The organism is Croceibacterium xixiisoli, from assembly GCF_009827305.1.
Taxonomy (GTDB): domain Bacteria; phylum Pseudomonadota; class Alphaproteobacteria; order Sphingomonadales; family Sphingomonadaceae; genus Croceibacterium_C; species Croceibacterium_C xixiisoli.
In genome coordinates this window covers 493357-511628 of the sequence record NZ_WTYJ01000001.1, presented here as the reverse complement: position 1 = coordinate 511628, position 18272 = coordinate 493357, and the positions used below count along the sequence as shown (strand labels likewise).

21 protein-coding genes are annotated in these 18272 nt (G+C 64.5%); 7 read left to right on the top strand and 14 right to left on the bottom strand.

The features are described from left to right. Positions 1 to 5 precede the first annotated feature (5 nt). The 4 genes from mutM (at position 6) to GRI97_RS02465 (ending at position 4077) form a co-directional block, all read left to right on the top strand. Positions 6 to 821: a bifunctional DNA-formamidopyrimidine glycosylase/DNA-(apurinic or apyrimidinic site) lyase gene (gene mutM, locus GRI97_RS02480; RefSeq protein WP_161389541.1), complete on the top strand. Its 816-nt coding sequence runs from the start codon at positions 6 to 8 to the stop codon at positions 819 to 821. A 124-nt stretch (positions 822 to 945) separates the two neighbouring features. Further along, complete coding sequence (gene rpsT, locus GRI97_RS02475; protein WP_161389540.1) at positions 946 to 1206, top strand: 30S ribosomal protein S20; 261 nt, start codon at positions 946 to 948, stop codon at positions 1204 to 1206. A 497-nt stretch (positions 1207 to 1703) separates the two neighbouring features. Then, a complete protein-coding gene (gene dnaA, locus GRI97_RS02470; RefSeq protein WP_377019610.1) occupies positions 1704 to 3119 on the top strand; it encodes a chromosomal replication initiator protein DnaA in 1416 nt (471 codons plus the stop codon). A gap of 154 nt (positions 3120 to 3273) precedes the next feature. Beyond that, positions 3274 to 4077, top strand: a complete 804-nt coding sequence (locus GRI97_RS02465) for a HesA/MoeB/ThiF family protein (protein ID WP_161389539.1) — start codon at positions 3274 to 3276, stop codon at positions 4075 to 4077. On the opposite strand, the gene GRI97_RS02460 is transcribed toward GRI97_RS02465, so the two are convergent. Further along, the gene (locus tag GRI97_RS02460; RefSeq protein WP_161389538.1) at positions 4066 to 4770 is read right to left on the bottom strand and encodes an NAD-dependent deacylase; all 705 of its coding nucleotides are present in this window, start codon (positions 4768 to 4770) and stop codon (positions 4066 to 4068) included. The two genes, GRI97_RS02465 and GRI97_RS02460, sit on opposite strands and share 12 nt — an antisense overlap. 178 nt (positions 4771 to 4948) lie before the next feature. Between GRI97_RS02460 and dapB the strand changes: the two genes are divergently transcribed. Together dapB and nth are read left to right on the top strand one after the other, a co-directional pair. Then, complete coding sequence (dapB, locus tag GRI97_RS02455; protein WP_161389537.1) at positions 4949 to 5677, top strand: 4-hydroxy-tetrahydrodipicolinate reductase; 729 nt, start codon at positions 4949 to 4951, stop codon at positions 5675 to 5677. Next, on the top strand, positions 5674 to 6345 hold the full coding sequence (gene nth, locus GRI97_RS02450; RefSeq protein WP_161389536.1) for an endonuclease III: 672 nt from the start codon (positions 5674 to 5676) through the stop codon (positions 6343 to 6345). The genes dapB and nth overlap by 4 nt, the downstream gene beginning before the upstream one ends. On the opposite strand, the gene GRI97_RS02445 is transcribed toward nth, so the two are convergent. The 11 genes from GRI97_RS02445 to GRI97_RS02395 all read right to left on the bottom strand — a co-directional run bounded on the left by GRI97_RS02445 (position 6287) and on the right by GRI97_RS02395 (position 15443). After that, positions 6287 to 7621 carry a dicarboxylate/amino acid:cation symporter gene (locus GRI97_RS02445; RefSeq protein ID WP_161389535.1) on the bottom strand — a complete coding sequence of 445 codons (1335 nt, stop codon included), beginning with the start codon at positions 7619 to 7621 and terminating at the stop codon, positions 6287 to 6289. The two genes, nth and GRI97_RS02445, sit on opposite strands and share 59 nt — an antisense overlap. A 114-nt stretch (positions 7622 to 7735) precedes the next feature. Next, positions 7736 to 8878, bottom strand: coding sequence for a succinyl-diaminopimelate desuccinylase (gene dapE / locus GRI97_RS02440; RefSeq protein ID WP_407924083.1), 1143 nt, complete (start codon positions 8876 to 8878; stop codon positions 7736 to 7738). A 5-nt stretch (positions 8879 to 8883) separates the two neighbouring features. Then, complete coding sequence (locus tag GRI97_RS02435; protein WP_161389533.1) at positions 8884 to 9552, bottom strand: glutathione S-transferase family protein; 669 nt, start codon at positions 9550 to 9552, stop codon at positions 8884 to 8886. Positions 9553 to 9665: 113 nt separating this feature from the next. Then, positions 9666 to 10481: a ferredoxin--NADP reductase gene (locus GRI97_RS02430; RefSeq protein ID WP_161389532.1), complete on the bottom strand. Its 816-nt coding sequence runs from the start codon at positions 10479 to 10481 to the stop codon at positions 9666 to 9668. Next, complete coding sequence (locus GRI97_RS02425) at positions 10478 to 10930, bottom strand: hypothetical protein (RefSeq protein ID WP_161389531.1); 453 nt, start codon at positions 10928 to 10930, stop codon at positions 10478 to 10480. The genes GRI97_RS02430 and GRI97_RS02425 overlap by 4 nt, the downstream gene beginning before the upstream one ends. Positions 10931 to 11096: 166 nt before the next feature. Continuing rightward, a complete protein-coding gene (gene yihA, locus GRI97_RS02420) occupies positions 11097 to 11735 on the bottom strand; it encodes a ribosome biogenesis GTP-binding protein YihA/YsxC (RefSeq protein ID WP_161389530.1) in 639 nt (212 codons plus the stop codon). Beyond that, entirely contained in the window at positions 11732 to 13504 is a 1773-nt protein-coding gene (yidC, locus tag GRI97_RS02415) for a membrane protein insertase YidC (protein WP_161389529.1), read from the bottom strand. The genes yihA and yidC overlap by 4 nt, the downstream gene beginning before the upstream one ends. A gap of 84 nt (positions 13505 to 13588) precedes the next feature. Further along, complete coding sequence (yidD, locus tag GRI97_RS02410; protein ID WP_161389528.1) at positions 13589 to 13798, bottom strand: membrane protein insertion efficiency factor YidD; 210 nt, start codon at positions 13796 to 13798, stop codon at positions 13589 to 13591. Continuing rightward, a complete protein-coding gene (gene rnpA / locus GRI97_RS02405; RefSeq protein ID WP_161390782.1) occupies positions 13795 to 14214 on the bottom strand; it encodes a ribonuclease P protein component in 420 nt (139 codons plus the stop codon). Before rnpA ends, yidD begins: the two co-directional genes overlap by 4 nt. A 32-nt stretch (positions 14215 to 14246) precedes the next feature. After that, positions 14247 to 14381, bottom strand: coding sequence for a 50S ribosomal protein L34 (gene rpmH, locus GRI97_RS02400; RefSeq protein ID WP_161389527.1), 135 nt, complete (start codon positions 14379 to 14381; stop codon positions 14247 to 14249). A gap of 63 nt (positions 14382 to 14444) precedes the next feature. After that, the gene (locus GRI97_RS02395) at positions 14445 to 15443 is read right to left on the bottom strand and encodes an alpha/beta hydrolase (RefSeq protein WP_161389526.1); all 999 of its coding nucleotides are present in this window, start codon (positions 15441 to 15443) and stop codon (positions 14445 to 14447) included. 206 nt (positions 15444 to 15649) lie between these two features. Here GRI97_RS02395 and GRI97_RS02390 point away from each other — a divergent pair, with 206 nt between their 5' ends. Further along, positions 15650 to 17146 (top strand): YifB family Mg chelatase-like AAA ATPase, encoded by a 1497-nt coding sequence (locus GRI97_RS02390; RefSeq protein WP_161389525.1) that lies wholly within the window; start codon positions 15650 to 15652, stop codon positions 17144 to 17146. Positions 17147 to 17279: 133 nt separating this feature from the next. Here GRI97_RS02390 and GRI97_RS02385 read toward each other — a convergent pair whose 3' ends face one another. Both GRI97_RS02385 and ykgO read right to left on the bottom strand, forming a co-directional pair. Further along, positions 17280 to 17894: an HAD-IA family hydrolase gene (locus GRI97_RS02385; protein WP_161389524.1), complete on the bottom strand. Its 615-nt coding sequence runs from the start codon at positions 17892 to 17894 to the stop codon at positions 17280 to 17282. A gap of 126 nt (positions 17895 to 18020) precedes the next feature. Next, complete coding sequence (gene ykgO, locus GRI97_RS02380; protein ID WP_066482602.1) at positions 18021 to 18146, bottom strand: type B 50S ribosomal protein L36; 126 nt, start codon at positions 18144 to 18146, stop codon at positions 18021 to 18023. Between the last annotated feature and the right edge of the window lie 126 nt (positions 18147 to 18272).

Genomic DNA, 18272 nt, shown 5'->3' with positions numbered 1-18272 from the left:
ATCCCATGCCTGAACTGCCCGAAGTCGAAACCACCGTGCGCGGTCTGGCGCATATACTGGATGGCGCGCGGATCGACCGCGTGACGCTGAACCGGGCGGATCTGCGCTTCCCCTTCCCCGACGGGCTGGGGCAGGCGCTGACCGGCGCCGTCGTTTCGGGGCTGGGGCGGCGGGCCAAATATGGCCTGATCCACACCGATCGCGGCCAGACCATGATCTTCCACCTGGGGATGAGCGGGCGCTGGCGAATCGATCCAGAAACCATTGCCAAGCATGACCATCTGGTCATGGAGGCGGCCGGCCACCGGCTGGCGCTGAACGATCCGCGCCGCTTCGGCTATGTCGCGCTGGTCGACAGTGAGGCGCTGGACCAATGGCCGGCCTTTGCCGCCATGGGCCCCGAACCGCTGGGCCCCGGACTGACCGTGGCGCATCTGACCGATGAGCTGGCGGGGCGAAAGCAGGCGATCAAGCTGCTGCTGCTGGATCAGCGGATCGTGGCGGGATTGGGCAATATCTATGTCTGCGAAGCGCTGCACCACGCCCGGATCGATCCCCGGCGCGCCGGGGGCACGGTGTCGCGCGCGGCGATTGGGCGGCTGATCCCGGCGATCCGCAATGTGCTGGAACAATCGATCGCCGATGGCGGATCGACGCTGCGCGACTTTGCCCGCCCCGATGGGGAGTTGGGCTATTTCGCGACACGATTCGCCGTCTATGGGCGCGAGGGGGACAATTGCCTGACCGGGGATGGCGGAACGATCGCGCGGATCGTGCAGGGCGGGCGCAGCACCTGGTTCTGCCCGAAGTGCCAAAGGTGAGCCATTTGCTTGACGATTCGCCCCCCCACCGTTAAGGGGCGCGCTTTCCGGCGGGTAACCGCCAATCCCGCGATCACGCAAAGTTTACAGGCGGCCGCTGCCACGGCCCGAGACGAGGACAGACATGGCCAACACGCCGCAAGCACGCAAGCGCATCCGTCGGAACGAGAAGCGCGCAGAAATCAACGGTTCGCGCCTGAGCCGTATCCGCAGCTTCGTGAAGAAGGTCGAAACGGCCCTCGCCGAAGGCAACAAGGATGAAGCCGCTGCCGCGCTGAAGAGCGCCCAGCCGGAAATGGCCCGCGGCGTTGCCCGTGGCGTGCTCCACAAGAACACCGTGGCACGCAAGATGAGCCGACTCAGCAAGCGAGTCGCAGCACTCTGATTCGGTCCCGGGTTCGCCCGGACAGAACGAAGTTAGAACGAGCCAGCGGGATTCCCGCTGGCTTTTTTTACGTCTGCTTCACCTCTGACATATGTGTCAGCAGTGCGACCACAAGCATGTCACGGAAGCGATTGGATTTCCCGTGATTCGCCATTCTGTAAGATAACTAATTCTTACAATACAATTACTTGAATGCAGTCCTGCGGGCTTAACTTGAGTCAAGCCGCTATATTTCATTTTTTTTACCCTGCCGCTCTTGCCCCTTTCGGCCTGCCAGAGATAACTGACTCCGGTCGGGGGCAATCGCCCCCCGGCCGCCACACAGACGAATCTGAACGGAATGATCTGACGCCCTATGCGGTGCCAGTGACGGGGAGGTTTTGCCTCCCTTCCGGACATTGAAATCCGTGGAGCGCCTTTGGGGTGAGTGAGGAAATTCGTCGATGATTCGTAAGGGACCGCAGACTGGCCGTTTTGCCTCTGCCGCAAGCGAGGTGATGATGGACGAATTGCGCGAACAGGAAGCCGCGAATCTGGCAGCCGACTGGTCCGACATCAGCCTGGGCCTGCGCAAGGATCTGGGGCAGCAGCTGTTCAACCAGTGGATTCGCCCGATCCAGCTGGGCAGCTTCTGTGCCGAGACCGGCACGCTCGACCTGTTCCTGCCGACCGAGTTTTCCGCCAATTGGGTGCAGGAGCGATTCCATGACCGGCTGTCGCTGGCCTGGAAGATCGCCCGCGCCGAAGTGCGCCAGGTGCGAATCGGCGTTCACCCCGGCCGTCGCAAGCTGGCGGATCTGGATTTGCGCGGCGAAGACGGCTTCGGCCATCGCGCCGCCAATGACGCGCCGCAGCCACTGGAATCGATCGGCAGCGAAGGCTTCACCTCTTCGATCGGGCTCGACCCGAGCCTGACCTTTTCCTCCTTCGTTTCGGGCACCACCAATGTGCTGGCGAAGAATGCCGCCGAACGCATGGCGAAGACGGAAAAGCCGCAGTTTTCCCCGCTCTATCTCAAGGCGGCGACCGGCCAGGGCAAGACGCATCTGCTGCACGCGATCGCCCATGCCTATCTGCAGGAACATCCGCGCACGCGGATCTTCTACTGTTCGGCCGAACGCTTCATGGTCGAATTCGTCCAGGCGCTGAAAAGCAATGAGATGATCGAGTTCAAGGCGAGGCTGCGCGGGTTCGACCTGCTGCTGGTCGATGACATCCAGTTCATCATCGGCAAGGCGAGCGCGCAGGAAGAACTGCTCTACACGATCGATGCGCTGCTGGCCGAAGGCAAGCGGCTGGTGTTTGCCGCCGACCGTGCGCCCCAGGCGCTCGACGGGGTGGAACCGCGCCTGCTGAGCCGCCTGTCGATGGGTTTGGTGGCCGATATCCAACCCGCCGATATCGAACTGCGCCGCGCCATCCTCGAATCGAAGCTGACCCGCTTTGCCCCGCTGGCGGTGCCGGGGGATGTGATCGAATTCCTGGCCCGCACGATCAACCGCAATGTCCGCGAACTGGTGGGCGGCCTCAACAAGCTGATCGCCTATGCCCAGCTGACCGGGCAGGATGTGACGCTGCAGCTGGCCGAAGACCAGCTGACCGATATTCTTTCGGCCAATCGCAAGCGTATCACGATCGACGAGATCCAGCGCACCGTGTGCCAGTTCTATCGCATCGACCGTTCCGAAATGTCGAGCAAGCGCCGCGCCCGTGCGGTCGTTCGCCCGCGCCAGGTGGCGATGTATCTGGCCAAGGTGCTGACGCCGCGATCCTATCCGGAAATCGGCCGCAAGTTCGGCGGCCGCGACCATTCCACGGTGATCCACGCCGTTCGCCTGATCGAGGATCTGCGCAAGCGCGATTCCGACATGGATGGCGACGTGCGCAGCCTGCTGCGCCAGCTGGAAAGCTGATCACGCATTGGCAGGTGGGGTTTTGCCCTGCCCGCAATTGCTGCTGGAGCGGCGTTCCGATTGCATCGGATCGCCGCTCCATCTCTTTTGTTTGCCGCGATTTCCGAGTCAGCAGGTGATTCCACCCGGCTGGAAATCGCTCTAGGGCGTGTGCATGAGCACGCCCCTCTCCCCCCTCCCCGCCAATCGCCTGAATCGCTTCGCCCGCCATATCGTGCTGCCCGAACTGGGCGGCGCGGGGCAGGCGGTGCTGGCCCAGGCGCGCGTGGCGCTGATGGGGGTGGGCGGCATCGGATCACCGGCGCTGCAATATCTGGCGGCCGCCGGCATCGGCACGCTGGTGCTGATCGACAGCGATGTGGTCGATGAAACCAATCTGCAGCGCCAGACGATCTTCACCCCGGACGATATCGGCCAGTCCAAGGCCGCGCGCGCGGCCGATTGGGTGCGTGCCTTCGACCCGGCGCTGACGGTTATCGCCCATGATCAGCGGCTGACCCCCGACAATGCCGCGACGCTGCTGGGCGGGGTCGATCTGGTGCTGGATGGCTGCGACAATTTCGCCACCCGGTTGGCGGTGTCCGACGCCTGCGTAGCGCTGGGCACGCCGCTGCTGTCCGCCGCCGTGGGCCGGTTCCAGGGGCAGGTCGGTGCCTTTGCCGGGCATCTGCCGGGCCAGGCCTGTTATCGCTGCTATGTCGGCGATGCCTTCGATGCCGATGATTGCGACACCTGCGCCGCCGACGGCATGCTGGGCGCCATGGCCGGCTGGACCGCCAGCTTTGCCGCGATGCAGGCGATCCGTCTGCTGCTCGCCGAAACCGGTGGCCGGCCGGGCGGACTGGGCGATGCGCAATGGGGGAAGCTGCATCTGCTGGATGGGTTGGCGCCGAGCATGCGCAGCTTCGCCATTGCCGCCGATCCGGCCTGCAAGGCCTGCGGCGAATCAGCTAGCTAGCATTTCATCGACCCATTGCGGCACCAGCGTGCTGGCCGGGCCGAGGCGCGATTCGTCGAACCATTGCGAGCCTTGGCTGCGTTCCAGATTGAGTTCCAGCGTGCGCACGCCCGCTGCCCCGGCCTGCTGCACGAAGCCCGCCGCCGGATAGACCGCGCCCGAGGTGCCGATCGACACGAACAGATCGGCGCGGTCGATCGCATCGATGATGTCATCCATGCGATAGGGAATCTCCCCAAACCAGACGATGTCCGGGCGCAGCGCTGTTGTTCCGCAGGCCGGGCATGGCGGTGTATCGGACAGGGGATCGTTCCAGCGATGCCGGGCATCGCAGGCGGTGCACCAGGCGGAGAGCGCTTCGCCATGGATATGCAGCACGCGGGCAGCACCGGCCCTTTCATGCAGATCATCGATGTTCTGGGTGACGATCAGCAGGTTGCCGGACCATTCCCGATCCAGCCGGGCGAGTGCAACATGGGCGGGATTGGGCTGCGCCGCGCGAACCTGGGCGCGCCGATCATCATAGAAGCGCTGCACCAGCGCAGGATCGCGCCGGAACCCTTCCGGGGTGGCGATGTCTTCCACATGGTGATCTTCCCACAATCCATCCGATGCGCGGAAGGTGCGCAGGCCGCTTTCGGCACTGATGCCGGCCCCGGACAAGATGACGATGTTGCGAATCGGGCCCGACACGGCTGCTCCTCAGGACGAATGGACGGCCTGACGAGCCAGGCGGATGTGCCCGCTACTTCGCATTATCGCGTGGCGCAGGGCAAGCTGCGCCGCATTTTCCGCGTTTACATGCATTGTCGGCAGCGATTGTGCTGTCTATCCCGGCAGCAATCACACAATTCGGCAAACGGGGGTGCGCATGGCACGGATCGGGATCATTGGCGGCGCCGGCCGCATGGGGCAGGCGCTGACGCGTGCCATCACCGCCGCAGGGCATGAAGTCAGCGGCGCGGCGGACAAGGGCGACGATGTCGCCAGCGTGGCGGACAGCAGCGACGCGCTGGTCGATTTCAGTTCCCCGCTGGCGCTGACCGGCAATCTGCATGCCGCCATCGGCGCAGGCGTGCCGATCCTGATCGGCACCACGGGCCTGGGCGAAGAACACCATGTCGCGATCGACAATGCCGCGCGCGCCATTCCGGTGCTGCAGACCGGCAATACATCGCTGGGCGTGACCCTGTTGGCGCATCTGGTGCGCGAAGCGGCCGCCCGGCTGGATGCCGACTGGGATATCGAGATCGTCGAGATGCACCACCGGATGAAGGTGGATGCGCCATCGGGCACCGCGCTGCTGCTGGGTGAAGCCGCCGCCGCCGGCCGGGGCATCACCCTGGCCGACAACAAGGAAAGCGGTCGCGATGGCCATACCGGTGCGCGGGCGCCGGGCGCGATCGGCTTTGCCGCGCTGCGCGGTGGCACGGTGGCGGGCGAACATGCGGTGATCCTGGCCGGGGAGCAGGAACGCGTCACCCTGTCGCACAGCGCCGAAGACCGGATGATCTTTGCCCATGGTGCGGTCAAGGGCGCGACCTGGATGATCGGGCAGGACGCCGGCCGTTATCGGATGGAGCAGGTTTTGGGCCTTTGAAGAAGGATCAGATCTTTCAGTTTTTCAGCATATTGGCCGAAGACAATCCGCATCCTGAAACCGAGCTGGAATATGGCAATGCCTTCCAACTGGTGGTGGCGGTCGCCCTGTCTGCGCAGGCGACCGATGTCGGGGTGAACAAGGCCACCCGCCGGCTGTTTGCGGAGGTGACCACCCCCGAACAGATGGTCGCGCTGGGGGAAGAGGGGCTGAAGGATCACGTCAAGACGATCGGCCTGTTCAATTCCAAGGCGAAGAACGTCATCGCCCTGTCGCAGATGCTGATCGATGATTTCGGCAGCGAGGTGCCGGACAATCGCGACGATCTGGTCAAGCTGCCCGGGGTTGGCCGCAAGACCGCCAATGTCGTGCTGAACTGCTGGTTCGGGCAGGAAACCTTCGCCGTGGATACGCATATCTTCCGCGTGGGCAATCGCACCGGGCTGGCGCCCGGCAAGAACCCGGATCAGGTCGAGGCGAAGCTGGAAAAGCGGGTGCCCCAGCCCTTCCGCCTGCATGCCCATCACTGGCTGATCCTGCATGGCCGTTACACCTGCAAGGCGCGCACCCCGGAATGCTGGCGCTGCCGGGTGGAGGAACTCTGCGCCTTCAAGGCGAAGGTTCTGGATCCCCCGAAGGCAACGAAGCAGCGCTCGTTGACGAAATAACCTGCGCGGCGACCAGATCGCCCACCACATTGAGCGTGGTGCGACACATGTCGAGGAAGCGATCCACGCCCAGGATGAGCCCGATCCCCTGCGGATCGACCCCCACACCCCCCAGGATCAGGGCGATTACCGGCAGCGATCCGCCGGGCACTCCGGCCGTGCCGATGCCGGCCAGAATGCAAACCAGCATGACGAACAGCTGATCCTGAAACGACAGATCCACGCCGAAGAACTGGGCGAGGAAGATCACCGTCACCCCTTCGAACATGGCGGTGCCGTTCTGATTGGCGGTGGCGCCGATGGTCAGCACGAAGCGCGATATGCGCGAGGGCAGCTTCAGCTGGTCTTCGGCAATGCGCAGCGCGGTGGGCAGGGTGGCGTTGGAACTGGCGGTGGAGAAGGCCATGACGCTGGCTTCACGCGTTTCGCGGAAGAAGGCGATCGGGCTTTTCTTCGCGACAAAGGCGAGGACCGCGGGGAACACGCCGAACATCTGGATGCCCAGCGCCAGCAGCACGACGCCCACAAACGCCGCCAGCTTGAACAGCAGATCCCAGCCGAATTGCGCCGAGAGGTTGAACATGAAGCAGAAGATCGCGATCGGCGCGAGCTGGATGACGACACCGATCAGCCGCATCGCCACTTCGAAGACGCCTTCGATCACATCCTTGAGCTGTGCGGTGCGCGGGCTCTGCACCAAGAGCATGCCGATGCCGAAGAACAAGGCGAAGAACATCACCGCCAGAATGTCGTTCGAGCTCATCGCCGCGATGACATTGTTGGGCACGATGGCCACGACCTGATTCACCCCGACATCGCTTTCGGCCGAAGCCTGCACGATGCCGGCGGCGGTCTTGCCGCCCTGTTCCAGCAATTCACGCGCCGCTTCGGGATCGACCCCGTCCCCCGGGCGCAGCAGATTGACGCAGGCCAGGCTGACCAGCACGGCGATGGAGGAGACGATGATGGTGTAGATCAGCGTGCGCAGCCCGACGCTGCCGAGCGTGCGGATTTCCCCCATTTCGGCGATGCCGACCACCAGCGCGCTGAACAGCAGCGGGATCACCAGCATGAAGAGCAGCCTCAGGAATATCTGCCCGATCGGCCCGGTGACATAGCTGACCAGGGTTTCGATCCAGGGCGCGCCGGGGGCGAAACTGTAGACCAGCAGGCCGGAGGCGAGGCCCAGGACGAAACCGATCAGGATCCGCCATTGCAGCCGGCCGTGACCGGCGGGCGCGGCTTCGCGGGCGATGTCGGCTGCGTCGCTGCTCATAGGCGCGGCACTCCCTTTGTTCTGTTGTTCGCCGTCTGCGCGATCCCGTGCGGACCGCCCAGGCGGATGACGCGGGGGCAATGGTGCCCGGCTCCGCGCCCCAAGGCTACCCCCTTATTCGAAGGCAGCGTGCACGATTCGGCGATAGATCCGCACCAAGGCTTCGAGATCCTCGATCGCGACCGCTTCATCGCGCTTGTGCATCGTGGCGTTGAGCAGGCCGAATTCGATCACCGGGCACAACGCCTTGAGGAAGCGCGCATCCGATGTGCCGCCGCTGGTCGAGGCTTCGGGGACCAGCCCGGTTTCCGCCGTGATGGCGCCAGCCACCATGCGCGAAAAATCGCCCGGCGGGGTGAGGAAGGGTTCGCCCGAGATGATCGGGCGGGCCGTGCCGCCATGGCGCGCGGCAATCTCCGTCACCCGGCGGCCCAGCTCGGCCCCGGTGTGCAGATCGTTGAAGCGGATCGAGATGCGCGCGCGGGCGGCACCCGGAATGACATTGTGCGCCGGATTGCCGATGGCGATGTCGGTGATTTCCAGATTGGAGGGCTGGAACCAGTTGGTGCCCTGATCCAGTTCCAGTGCATCGAGTTCGGCCAGCAGCGCCACCAGCCGGGGGGCGGGATTGTCGGCCAGATGCGGATAGGCGACATGGCCCTGGGTGCCCGCAACCTCCAGGAAGATATTGACCGAGCCGCGCCGGCCGATCTTCATCATGTCCCCCAATCGGGTGACCGAGGTGGGTTCACCGACCAGGCAAAGATCGGGTACTTCGCCACGGGCGCGCATCAGATCGATCAGCGCGCGGGTGCCGTGCACGGCCGGACCTTCCTCATCGCCGGTGATGATGAAGCTGAGCGTGCCGGCATTGGCCGGGATATCGGCCACGGCAGCGACCATGGCGGCAATCGCACCCTTCATGTCCACCGCGCCGCGACCATAGAGCAGATTGCCGCGCCGTTCGGGCGCGAAGGCATCGCTGGTCCAGCCATCACCGGGCGGCACCACATCGACATGGCCGGCAAAGGCCAGATGGCGCGATCCGGGCGGGCCCTGACGAATGGCGAACAGGTTTTCGACCGGTCCGCCCTCTTCCTCATCCGCGCCGGCTTCGCCGCCGGCAATGAAGCGATGCACGGCAAAGCCGAGCGGCTGCAGCATGCCTTCCAGCGTGTCGAACACCGATCCGCGCGCGGGGGTGACGCTGGCGCAGGCGATCAGCCGTTCGGCCAGATCGATGACATTCGGGCTCAAGCTGCTCAAGCGGTGGGCGCCACTTCGAATTGCGAAATGGTCCATTCCTCATCCTCGGCAGCATGGATCCATTCCTGCATCCAGTCATGTTCCCACACCGCCTGCATATAGGCCTGAGCGAAACCGGGGACGCCGATGCCATAGGTGACGAAGCGGCTGACGACCGGGGCGTAGAAGATATCCGCCGCGCCGAAGGTGCCGAACAGGAACGGGCCGGATTTGCCGAAGCGCGCGCGCGCCTCTGCCCACAGGCCCAGGATGCGGATCATGTTGTCGCGCATATCGTCGGTCACTTCGATCCCGCCGATCCGCCCGCGAATGTTCATCGGGCACTGGCGGCGCAGCGGCAGATAGGAGCTGTGCATTTCCGCCACCATCGCCCGGGCCATGCCGCGCGCGGCCGGATCTTTCGGCCAGAACCGGTCCCGTCCGACCTTGTCCGCAAGGTACTCCATGATGGCGAGCGAATCCCACACCACCACATCGCCGTCCCACAGCACCGGCACCTTGCCGGCGGAAGGCTGGAACTTTTCGTCACCGCGCTTCATCGCGGCCCAATCGTCCCCGTCGATATGGACGGTCAGTTCTTCGAAATGCAGGCCGGATTGCTTGGCCGCCAGCCAGCCGCGCAAGGACCAGCTGGAATAATTCTTGTTACCGATAATCAGCTTCACACTGCCCCCGCAGATCCGGCAATTGGCGACCGGATATCGGCGCGTGCCTGTTCAGAAGCCACCGATGCTAGGCATTCAGCCCCGACCTGTCGAGGCTGAACACCAGCATAGCATCAATCGACGAAGGCGCGCTCGATCACGAATTCGCCCGGCTTGTTGTTCGACCCTTCGGTGAAGCCCAGCGCGGTGAACATGGCCTGGAATTCGCGGTTGAAGGCCATGCTGCCGCACAGCATGATGCGGTCGGTTTCCGGATCGAAATTGGGCGCGCCCTTGACCGGATGCTGAAACAGCTGGCCGTTTTCGACATGCACGCCGATCCGCCCCGTGGTGCGGAATTCTTCCTGCGTGACGGTGGGGAAATAATGCAGCTGCAGCAGCGCTTCGTCCTGCACCAGCGGATCACCGGCGAGCTGACTTTCCAGCTCTTCGCGGAAGGCCAGATCGCTGACGCGGCGGACGCTGTGGACCACGATGACCTGTTCGAACAGCTCATAGACGTCCGGATCGCGGATCAGGCTGAGGAACGGCGCGAGGCCCGTGCCGGTGGCCAGCAGGAACAGCCGCTTGCCCGGCAGCAGCGCATCGGTCACCAGCGTGCCGGTCGGCTTGCGGCCCAGATAGATCTGGTCGCCCGGCTGGATCAGCTGCAGGCGGGAGGTCAGCGGGCCATCGGGCACCTTGATCGAGAGGAATTCGATTTCTTCGGCATAGGCCGGGCTGGCGATCGAATAGGCGCGCAGCAGCGGCTTCTTCTCACCCTGCAGGCCGATCATCACGAATTCGCCCGAACGGAACCGGAAGGATGCCGGGCGGGTGATGGTGAAGCTGAACAGATGTTCGTTCCAGTGACGAACAGAGCAGACCGTTTCGACGGTCAGTGCGGCCGAGGGCTCGAGAGTCGCCACTTCGGCGATAGGGTCACTCATTGCGTATCTTCCTCAAACGTCTCTTGTATCAGGCCGTCGAGCACGAAGCCGGCGGCGATCAATTGGGCGGCGACCGCAGTGATCGCGCGGGCGATCGGGGGCACCAGATGGTCCGGCGCAATCAGCCCGAGCGTCGCGCGCATCGCATCGACGTCGCCCAGTGCCAGATTGTGCCACAGTTGCAACAATACGGCCTCATCTTCCGCTATGCGCGGGCAGTTCAGCGGCGCGACCGCGATCTCTCTCGAAGCATCGCGGTTGAGCAGGGCCATGCCGATGTGAAAGTCGCGCAAACCCTGCACCGCACCCACACTGGAAAAGCCCGACAGCAACGCCTGCGGCGGGCATATACCCGAAGCAATCGCCGCTGACCATGCACGCGTGGCCCACAGCAGGAAGCGCCCCGACATGGTGAGCCGGTTCACCGGCCTGTCGACGAATTTGTACATAAGCTTGTTCCTCCCGCTTGAACGCGTTCAAGGGGAAAAGAGCTTACATAAATGCAAATGCGTTGCAATAACGCATCCGCAGAGCTGGCATGCCGCAAGCCGTGCCACGGCGCGCCCAAGAAAAAATACGCACTGCGGGGCGGCCAACGCGCCCCGAAATACGCTGTCAGGCGTCGATATCGTTCAGGATGGCCGCGCGCAGTTCGGCGATGCCCATGCCCTTTTCACTGCTGGTCACGTGAATCACCGGGAAGGCGGCGGTGTGCTTGCGCGCAGCGGCCTCCACCTGGGCCAGGGTGGCCGCCAGTTCGCTGGCCTTCACCTTGTCCGCCTTGGTCATCACCAGCCGGTACCCCACGGCGGCTTCGTCCAGCATGGACATCATCTCTTCATCCGGCGGCTTGATGCCGTGGCGGCTGTCGATCAGCACCAGCGTACGCTTGAGCACGACGCGCCCGCGCAAATAGGTGCGGACCAGCTGTTTCCAGCGTTCGACCACCTTGATCGGCGCCTTGGCAAAACCGTAGCCGGGCATGTCCACCAGCCGAAACCGCGTGGGTTCGCCGATTTCGAAGAAATTGAGTTCCTGTGTGCGCCCCGGGGTGACCGAGGTGCGCGCGATGGCGCGGCGGTTGGTCACCGCATTGATCAGCGAGCTCTTGCCGACATTGGAACGGCCGGAAAAGGCGATTTCCGGGAAATCGGGTTCGGGCAGGAATTCAAGCTTGGGGGCGGAAAGGAGGAAATCCACCCGCCCCGAAAACAGCTTGCGCGCCTCTTCTTCGATGTCGTTCGTCTCGGTCACCCCTTGGCCTTCTCACGTGCAGCCGCACGTGCCTTGTCTTCCCGTTCCTTGGCCATCTGCGCCTTGAGCTGCGGATGGCGGGAATAGAGATATTTCTGCTGCGCGATCGTCAGGATGTTGGAGGTGATCCAGTACAGCAGCAGGCCGGCGGCAAACGGCGCCATGATGAACATCAGCACCCAGGGCATCAGCGTGAACATCTGCTGCTGGACGGGATCCATCGCCTGCGGGTTCAGCTTGAACTGCAGCCACATGGTGACGCCCAGCATCAGCGCCAGCACACCGATCGCCAGGAAAGACGGCGGGGTGAAGTCGAGCAGGCCGAACAGGTTCAGAATGGTGGCCGGATCGGGCGCGGAGAGATCGCGGATCCACAGCACGAACGGCTTGTGGCGCATTTCGATCGCCACCAGCAGCGTCTTGTACAGGGCGAAGAAGATCGGGATCGGCAGCAGCATCGGCAGACAGCCGGCCAGCGGATTGACCTTCTCTTCCTTGTAAAGCTTGCTCATTTCCTGCTGCAGCTTGACCCGGTCATCCTTGTACCGATCCTGCAGCGCCTTCATCTTGGGCTGGATGGCGCGCATGCCGGCCATGCTGGCCATGCCGCGCTGCGCGATCGGGAAGATCAGCGCTTTGACGACCACGGTCAGCAGGATGATCGCCACGCCGAAATTGCCGGAAAGGGCATAGAGCTGATTGAGCAGCCAGAAGATCGGATACATGAACCAGCGGAACCAGCCCCAGTCGATCGCGAGACCGAAGCGCGGCACGCCGGCATTCTCATACCGATCGAGGACCGCGCTTTCCTTCGCGCCGACGAACAGCTGCGTGGTGCGCGTGATCTGCTTGCCGGCACCTACGTTGACCGCGTCATAGATCATGTCCGCGCGGTAGGCGGCATGGCCCAGCGCGCGGAAATCGCCGCTCGCCTGGGCATTGGCCTGCGGGATCATGGCCGAAAGCCAGTAGATATCGGTGAAACCAACCCAGCGCATCCGCCCTTCGGGCGTCGCCACACCGGTTTCATCGACATCATCATAATCGAGATCGAAATTCACCTTCGCATCGAAGTCACCGATCGGGCCCGAATGCAGGTTGAAGCTGTCAGTGCTGGCGGTGCGGCTGGTGCGGTTGATGAAGCCATAGGGTTGCAGCGAGACCGCACCCGTACCGGTGTTGGCGACCGTCTGATCGACGGTCATCATGTAGAATTCATCGATGCTGTAGCGGATGGTGAACAGCAGGCCCTGACCATTGTTCCAGCGCAGCGTGACCGGCTGACCCGGTGCCAGTCTGCTGCCTTCGACCTGCCACACCGTCTGCCCCGTCGGCAGGGCGACATTGTTGCCGACCCAGCCGAACTGCGCAAACTGTTGCGCGGGCGTGCCATCAGGGGAGAAGATGCGGACCGGGCCGCTGTCCTTCTCGACCGTTTCGCGATGGGTCTTGAGCACGACATCATCGATCCGCGCGCCGACCGGGTTGATCGAACCGGCCACTTCGGGGGCGTCGATGGCGATCCGGCCCGGGGTGGCGAGCGCGGTAACCAGGTCGCGCTTTTCCTGCGCCAGCTCGATCGGATCGACCAGACCGCCATCGCGCGAATGCCTGGCCGCGCCGGGCGTCTGATCGTCCTGCGCGGCAGCTTGCGCATTGCGGACAGGCGTTGCCGGCTGCGGGTAGAATTTTTCGACGAGGAAATTGGAACCGAACACCATCAGCAGGCTCAGCACGCAGAAGATGATTATGTTGCGCTGGTTGTTCAAGATGAAGTTCCTAAGTGCATTCCATGCGGTCCGGCGTCAGCAATCCGGGTTGAAACCGCGTCGGTGTCGGGTCAATTTCGGGCCTCAGGGCACCGGGTCATAGCCATGACCGCCCCAAGGGTGGCAGCGCATTAGCCGCTTGGCCGCAATCCATCCACCCTTCATCGCGCCGTAGCGTTCAAGGGCTTCTATCGCATAGGCGCTGCAGCTGGGCTGATAACGGCAGGACGGCGGCAGAATGCGTGACGGGCCGATCTGCCACAGCCGGGCGATGGCGATCAGGAGCTGCTTCATGGGGCCGGGACACTGCCAGGAGCACCGGAGCCACTACGGGGATCCGCGCGCTGGCCCTTACGGGGCTTGTTGCGGCCGCCGCTGCGGCGGGGCGGATCGCCCTTGCCATCGGCAGCGCGGCGCAGGGCAACGGACAGTTCCTGCCGCAGCAGCGCAAAGTCGCGCTCCACTCCACCTTCCCGGCCGATCAACACGTGATCATGATCGGGCAGACCCTCAGCCGGCAGCGCATCGCGCAGCAGGGCGCGGAATCGGCGCTTCATCCGGTTGCGGACGACGGCATTGCCGATCTTCTTCGTCACGGTGATGCCGTAGCGCGTGCCCAGCCCGCCATTGGCGAGGGCCAGCAAGACAAAACCGGGGCGTGCTATACGCAGGCCCCGGTTGGCCGCGAGAAAATCCGCGCGGCGTGTCAGTACCGAAATGGGGGATGCCCCCGATTCGGAGATCAGGCGCTCAGCTTCTTGCGGCCACGGGCGCGACGGGCGCGCAGCACGTTGCGGCCACCCGGAGTCGCCTTGCGCGCGAAGAAGCCGTGGCGGCGCTTACGCACGAGGTTGCTCGGCTGGAAAGTGCGCTTCATGGTTTCAATCCTCAAGAAAACAAAAACAGCCGCCCGCACGGGCGGCCTGAACATGCGGCGCGGTTAGTTGAGCAGCAGGTCCAAGTCAAGATAGGCGATCTGCGGCGCCGCCGTAACGGGCGATGCCACAGGGTGAATATTCGCGTCGAGCGGCGCCTGTGCCACAGAAAAATCATCTGCGTAAGCGGCCAGTTCCGCGGGAATGGAGGTATCAAATGCGGCGAGCGCCAGATCCGACGGAGCGGGAACGGCCATGGCCGGCGCCGCGGCATCCTGCGCCTTGCGCACCCAGCCGCGCATTTCCGCGCCACCCAGCCACAAGGCACTGTTGAAGCTGACCGAATTGGTCATGGCGTAGAAGGCCTTCGCCTCTTCTTCGCCCATGCCGACTTCGGAATAATAGGCCAGATATTTGCGATGCTCTTCCGAATCGGGGGCGTAATCGCCGGCTTCGCGGCCCAGATCATCCAGCCAGGCATGCACGGCGAATCGGGCTCCATCATCGATGGTCAGCGTGCGCCCAGCCAAGACCAGCTCCACCGCGCCCGAACGAACCGAGCCGGTGGCCGGCACATGCACATCGAGCCCGGCGTCGCGAATCATCCGGCCGAGCCGCAGATTCGCCCGATCGTCATAGGTGCCCGGGCAATCGTGGAATTCGAGCATGGTCAGCGCCGGATAATCGCGCATCATCGCCGCAAAAGCCGCCGGGGACCGTTCATCGGTGATCCCGGCCAGCGCGGCGGTGCCATCATCCAGCACGCGGAACGGGCCATAGGTCGCGACCGGCTGGCGCGCCTGCCGTTCCGGCCGGGGAATGACGAAGCGCTGCGCGCTGACGGCTGTGGTCGGCTGGGGCAGGCCGAAATGGGCATCGGCATATTCCACCGAGACATATTCGGTCGTGACATAGGGGCTGCGCCCGCCACCGGGATAATAGGTGGTTTCGACGATCACATAGACCCCAGTGCCGCCATCATCGGTCAACGCCGCCGCCGGCAAGGGCGCCAGGGTAACGAATGCCGCCATGAGCAGGGCGAAGAGGGATGCGATCCGGTGCATGGCAGGCGCAATGCAGCCGAAACAATTTTCCCGGATTGAAGGATTGCGGTTTACGCCATTTTAACCATGCCGCGCTCCCGGTGCGATTTTCAGGCGAAAACCGGCCCAAAACAGCCGCTCGACAAGCGTTGCGGCCCCGCTATCACATACAATTGCTAACGCGGGGTAAGCCGGCGCAGGCATTGGGGCACAAAGGGGGATTGCCATTGGTCGCGCTGGTTTCGACCGTCGCCTATCTGGGTCTGGAGGCCCGCCCGGTGGAGGTGCAATGCCAGCTGGCCGCTGGCCTGCCGCGCTTCGCCATCGTCGGCCTGCCGGACAAGGCGGTGGGCGAAAGCCGCGAGCGGGTCCAGGCGGCGCTGTCGGCCATGGGGCTGTCGCTGCCACCCAAGCGGATCACGATCAATCTTTCGCCCGCCGATCTGCCCAAGGAAGGCAGCCATTACGATCTGCCGATCGCGCTGGCGCTGCTGGCCGCAATGGGCGTGACCGATGCCGAACAGCTGAGCGATTATTGCGCGGTCGGTGAACTCGCGCTCGACGGGCGCGTGGTCCCCTCCCCCGGCGTGCTGCTCGCCGCGATCCATGCCAGCAGCACCGACAAGGGGCTGATCTGCCCGGCAGCCCAGGGGGCCGAGGCGCGCTGGGCCAGCGATATCTCCGTGCTCGCGGCGCCCGATCTGATCAGCCTGCTCAACCATCTCAAGGGCACCAACCAGCTGGCGCAACCAGAACCGGGCGAGGTGGAACCGGCTGCGCCCGGCCCTGATCTGCGCCAGGTGAAGGGGCAGGAAACCGCCCGCCGCGCGCTCGAAATCGCGGCGGCCGGCGGGCACAATCTGCTGATGACCGGACCGCCCGGCGCGGGCAAGAGCCTGCTCGCCAGCTGCCTGCCCGGCATATTGCCGCCGCTGTCCCCGGCCGAAGCGCTGGAGGTGAGCATGGTCGCCTCTGTCGCGGGCACGCTGGAGAGCGGCCGTCTCAGCCGCACCCGACCGTTCCGCGCACCGCATCACTCCGCCTCCATGGCCGCGCTGACCGGCGGCGGCATTCGGGTGCGCCCGGGCGAGGTGAGCATGGCGCATCTGGGCGTGCTGTTCCTGGATGAATTGCCCGAATTCCAGCGCGCGGTGCTCGATTCGCTGCGCCAGCCGCTCGAAACCGGCAAGGTCGATGTCGCGCGCGCCAATGCCCATGTCACCTATCCCGCACGGGTGCAGCTGATCGCGGCGATGAACCCATGCCGCTGCGGCCATCTGGGCGACGCCTCGCTCGCCTGCAGCCGCGCCCCGCGCTGCGCCGTCGATTACCAGGGCAAGGTATCGGGCCCGCTGCTCGACCGCATCGATCTGCATGTGGAGGTCGACCCGGTCCGCGCCATCGACCTGGCCCTGCCCGCACCCGCCGAAGGATCGGCCGAAGTGGCCGCCCGCGTAGCCGCCGCCCGCACCATTCAGGCCGCGCGCGGCGTCCGCTCCAACGCCGAACTGGAAGGCGATGCGCTGGAAACCCACGCCACGCCGGACGAGGCCGGCCGCGCCCTGCTGATGCAGGCCGCCGAAGCCATGCGCCTGTCCGCGCGCGGCTATACCCGCGTGTTGCGGACCAGCCGGACCATTGCCGATCTCGACGGATCGGAAACGGTGCGCCGGATGCATGTGGCCGAAGCGCTGAGTTATCGCCGGCGGGCGCCGGTGAGTTGATCGTTCAGCGTGAGCAAGGCTGGTGGCTGTGCTTCGACAAGCTCAGCACGAGCGGGTGCGGGTGCTTGGGGGGCTGTTACCTACCTCCGCTCGCCCTAGCTCGTCGAATGGCAGGCACGACGGTCGAGTCCGCTCAGTCCAGCAGGCCCAGCGCCTGCAATTGCCGTTCCAGCGTATCCGCATCGGTGAACAGTTCCGCCTGCCAGCCACGGGCGCGGGCGGCGGTGATGTTGGCGGCGTTGTCGTCGGTGAAGAACAGCGCGCCACCGGTGTGGCCGAAACGCTGTTCGGCGATTTCATAGATTCGCGCTTCGGGCTTGGCCGTGCGTTCCACGCCCGAGACCACGATGTCGCGGAAATGATCCAGCAGCGGTTCGGCGGGCCGGAACATGTGCCAGAATTCTTCCCCGAAATTGGTCAGGGCGAACAGCGGTACGCCGCGCGCGGCCAGCCGTTCGATCAAGCGGTCCGTGCCGGGGATGCGGTGGGGGATCGTTTCTAGGAACCGCGCAGCATAGGCGTGGATTAAAGGGGCATGATCGGGAAATTCGGCACAGCGTTCGGCCAGCATGTCCGGCAGGGGCCGGCCCTCATCATGCTGGAAATGCCATTGTTCGGTCACGACATTCGCCAGGAACCAGTCCAGTTCCGCCGGATCCGCGATCAGCTTGGCAAACAGATGCCGCAGATTCCATTCGATGACCACGCGGCCAAGATCGAACACCACCGCCTGAACCTGCTGCGTCATATTCCGTCCTGCCCTTCGTCCGACCCACAAATGCCATCGGCCCGCACCCCTATGCGGGGGCGGGCCGGTGCACGGCGATGCCGTTTCGCTGAGGGGGCCGCAAACGGCCCCGATCAGCGAATCAGATCAGCCCTGACGCGCCTTGAAGCGGCGGTTGGTCTTGTTGATGACATAGATGCGCCCGCGGCGACGGATCACGCGGTTGTCGCGGTGGCGACCCTTCAGCGACTTCAGGCTGTTGACGATCTTCATGGTTCACTTCCAGATTGCGAGGCACCCGACACTGACCGGGGACCTGAATTTCAAGCTGGCGCCGTTAAGTGGCCGGACCCGATGAGTCAAGCTTTGCGGCGCTTTTTTGACGTCTGCGTTACGCCC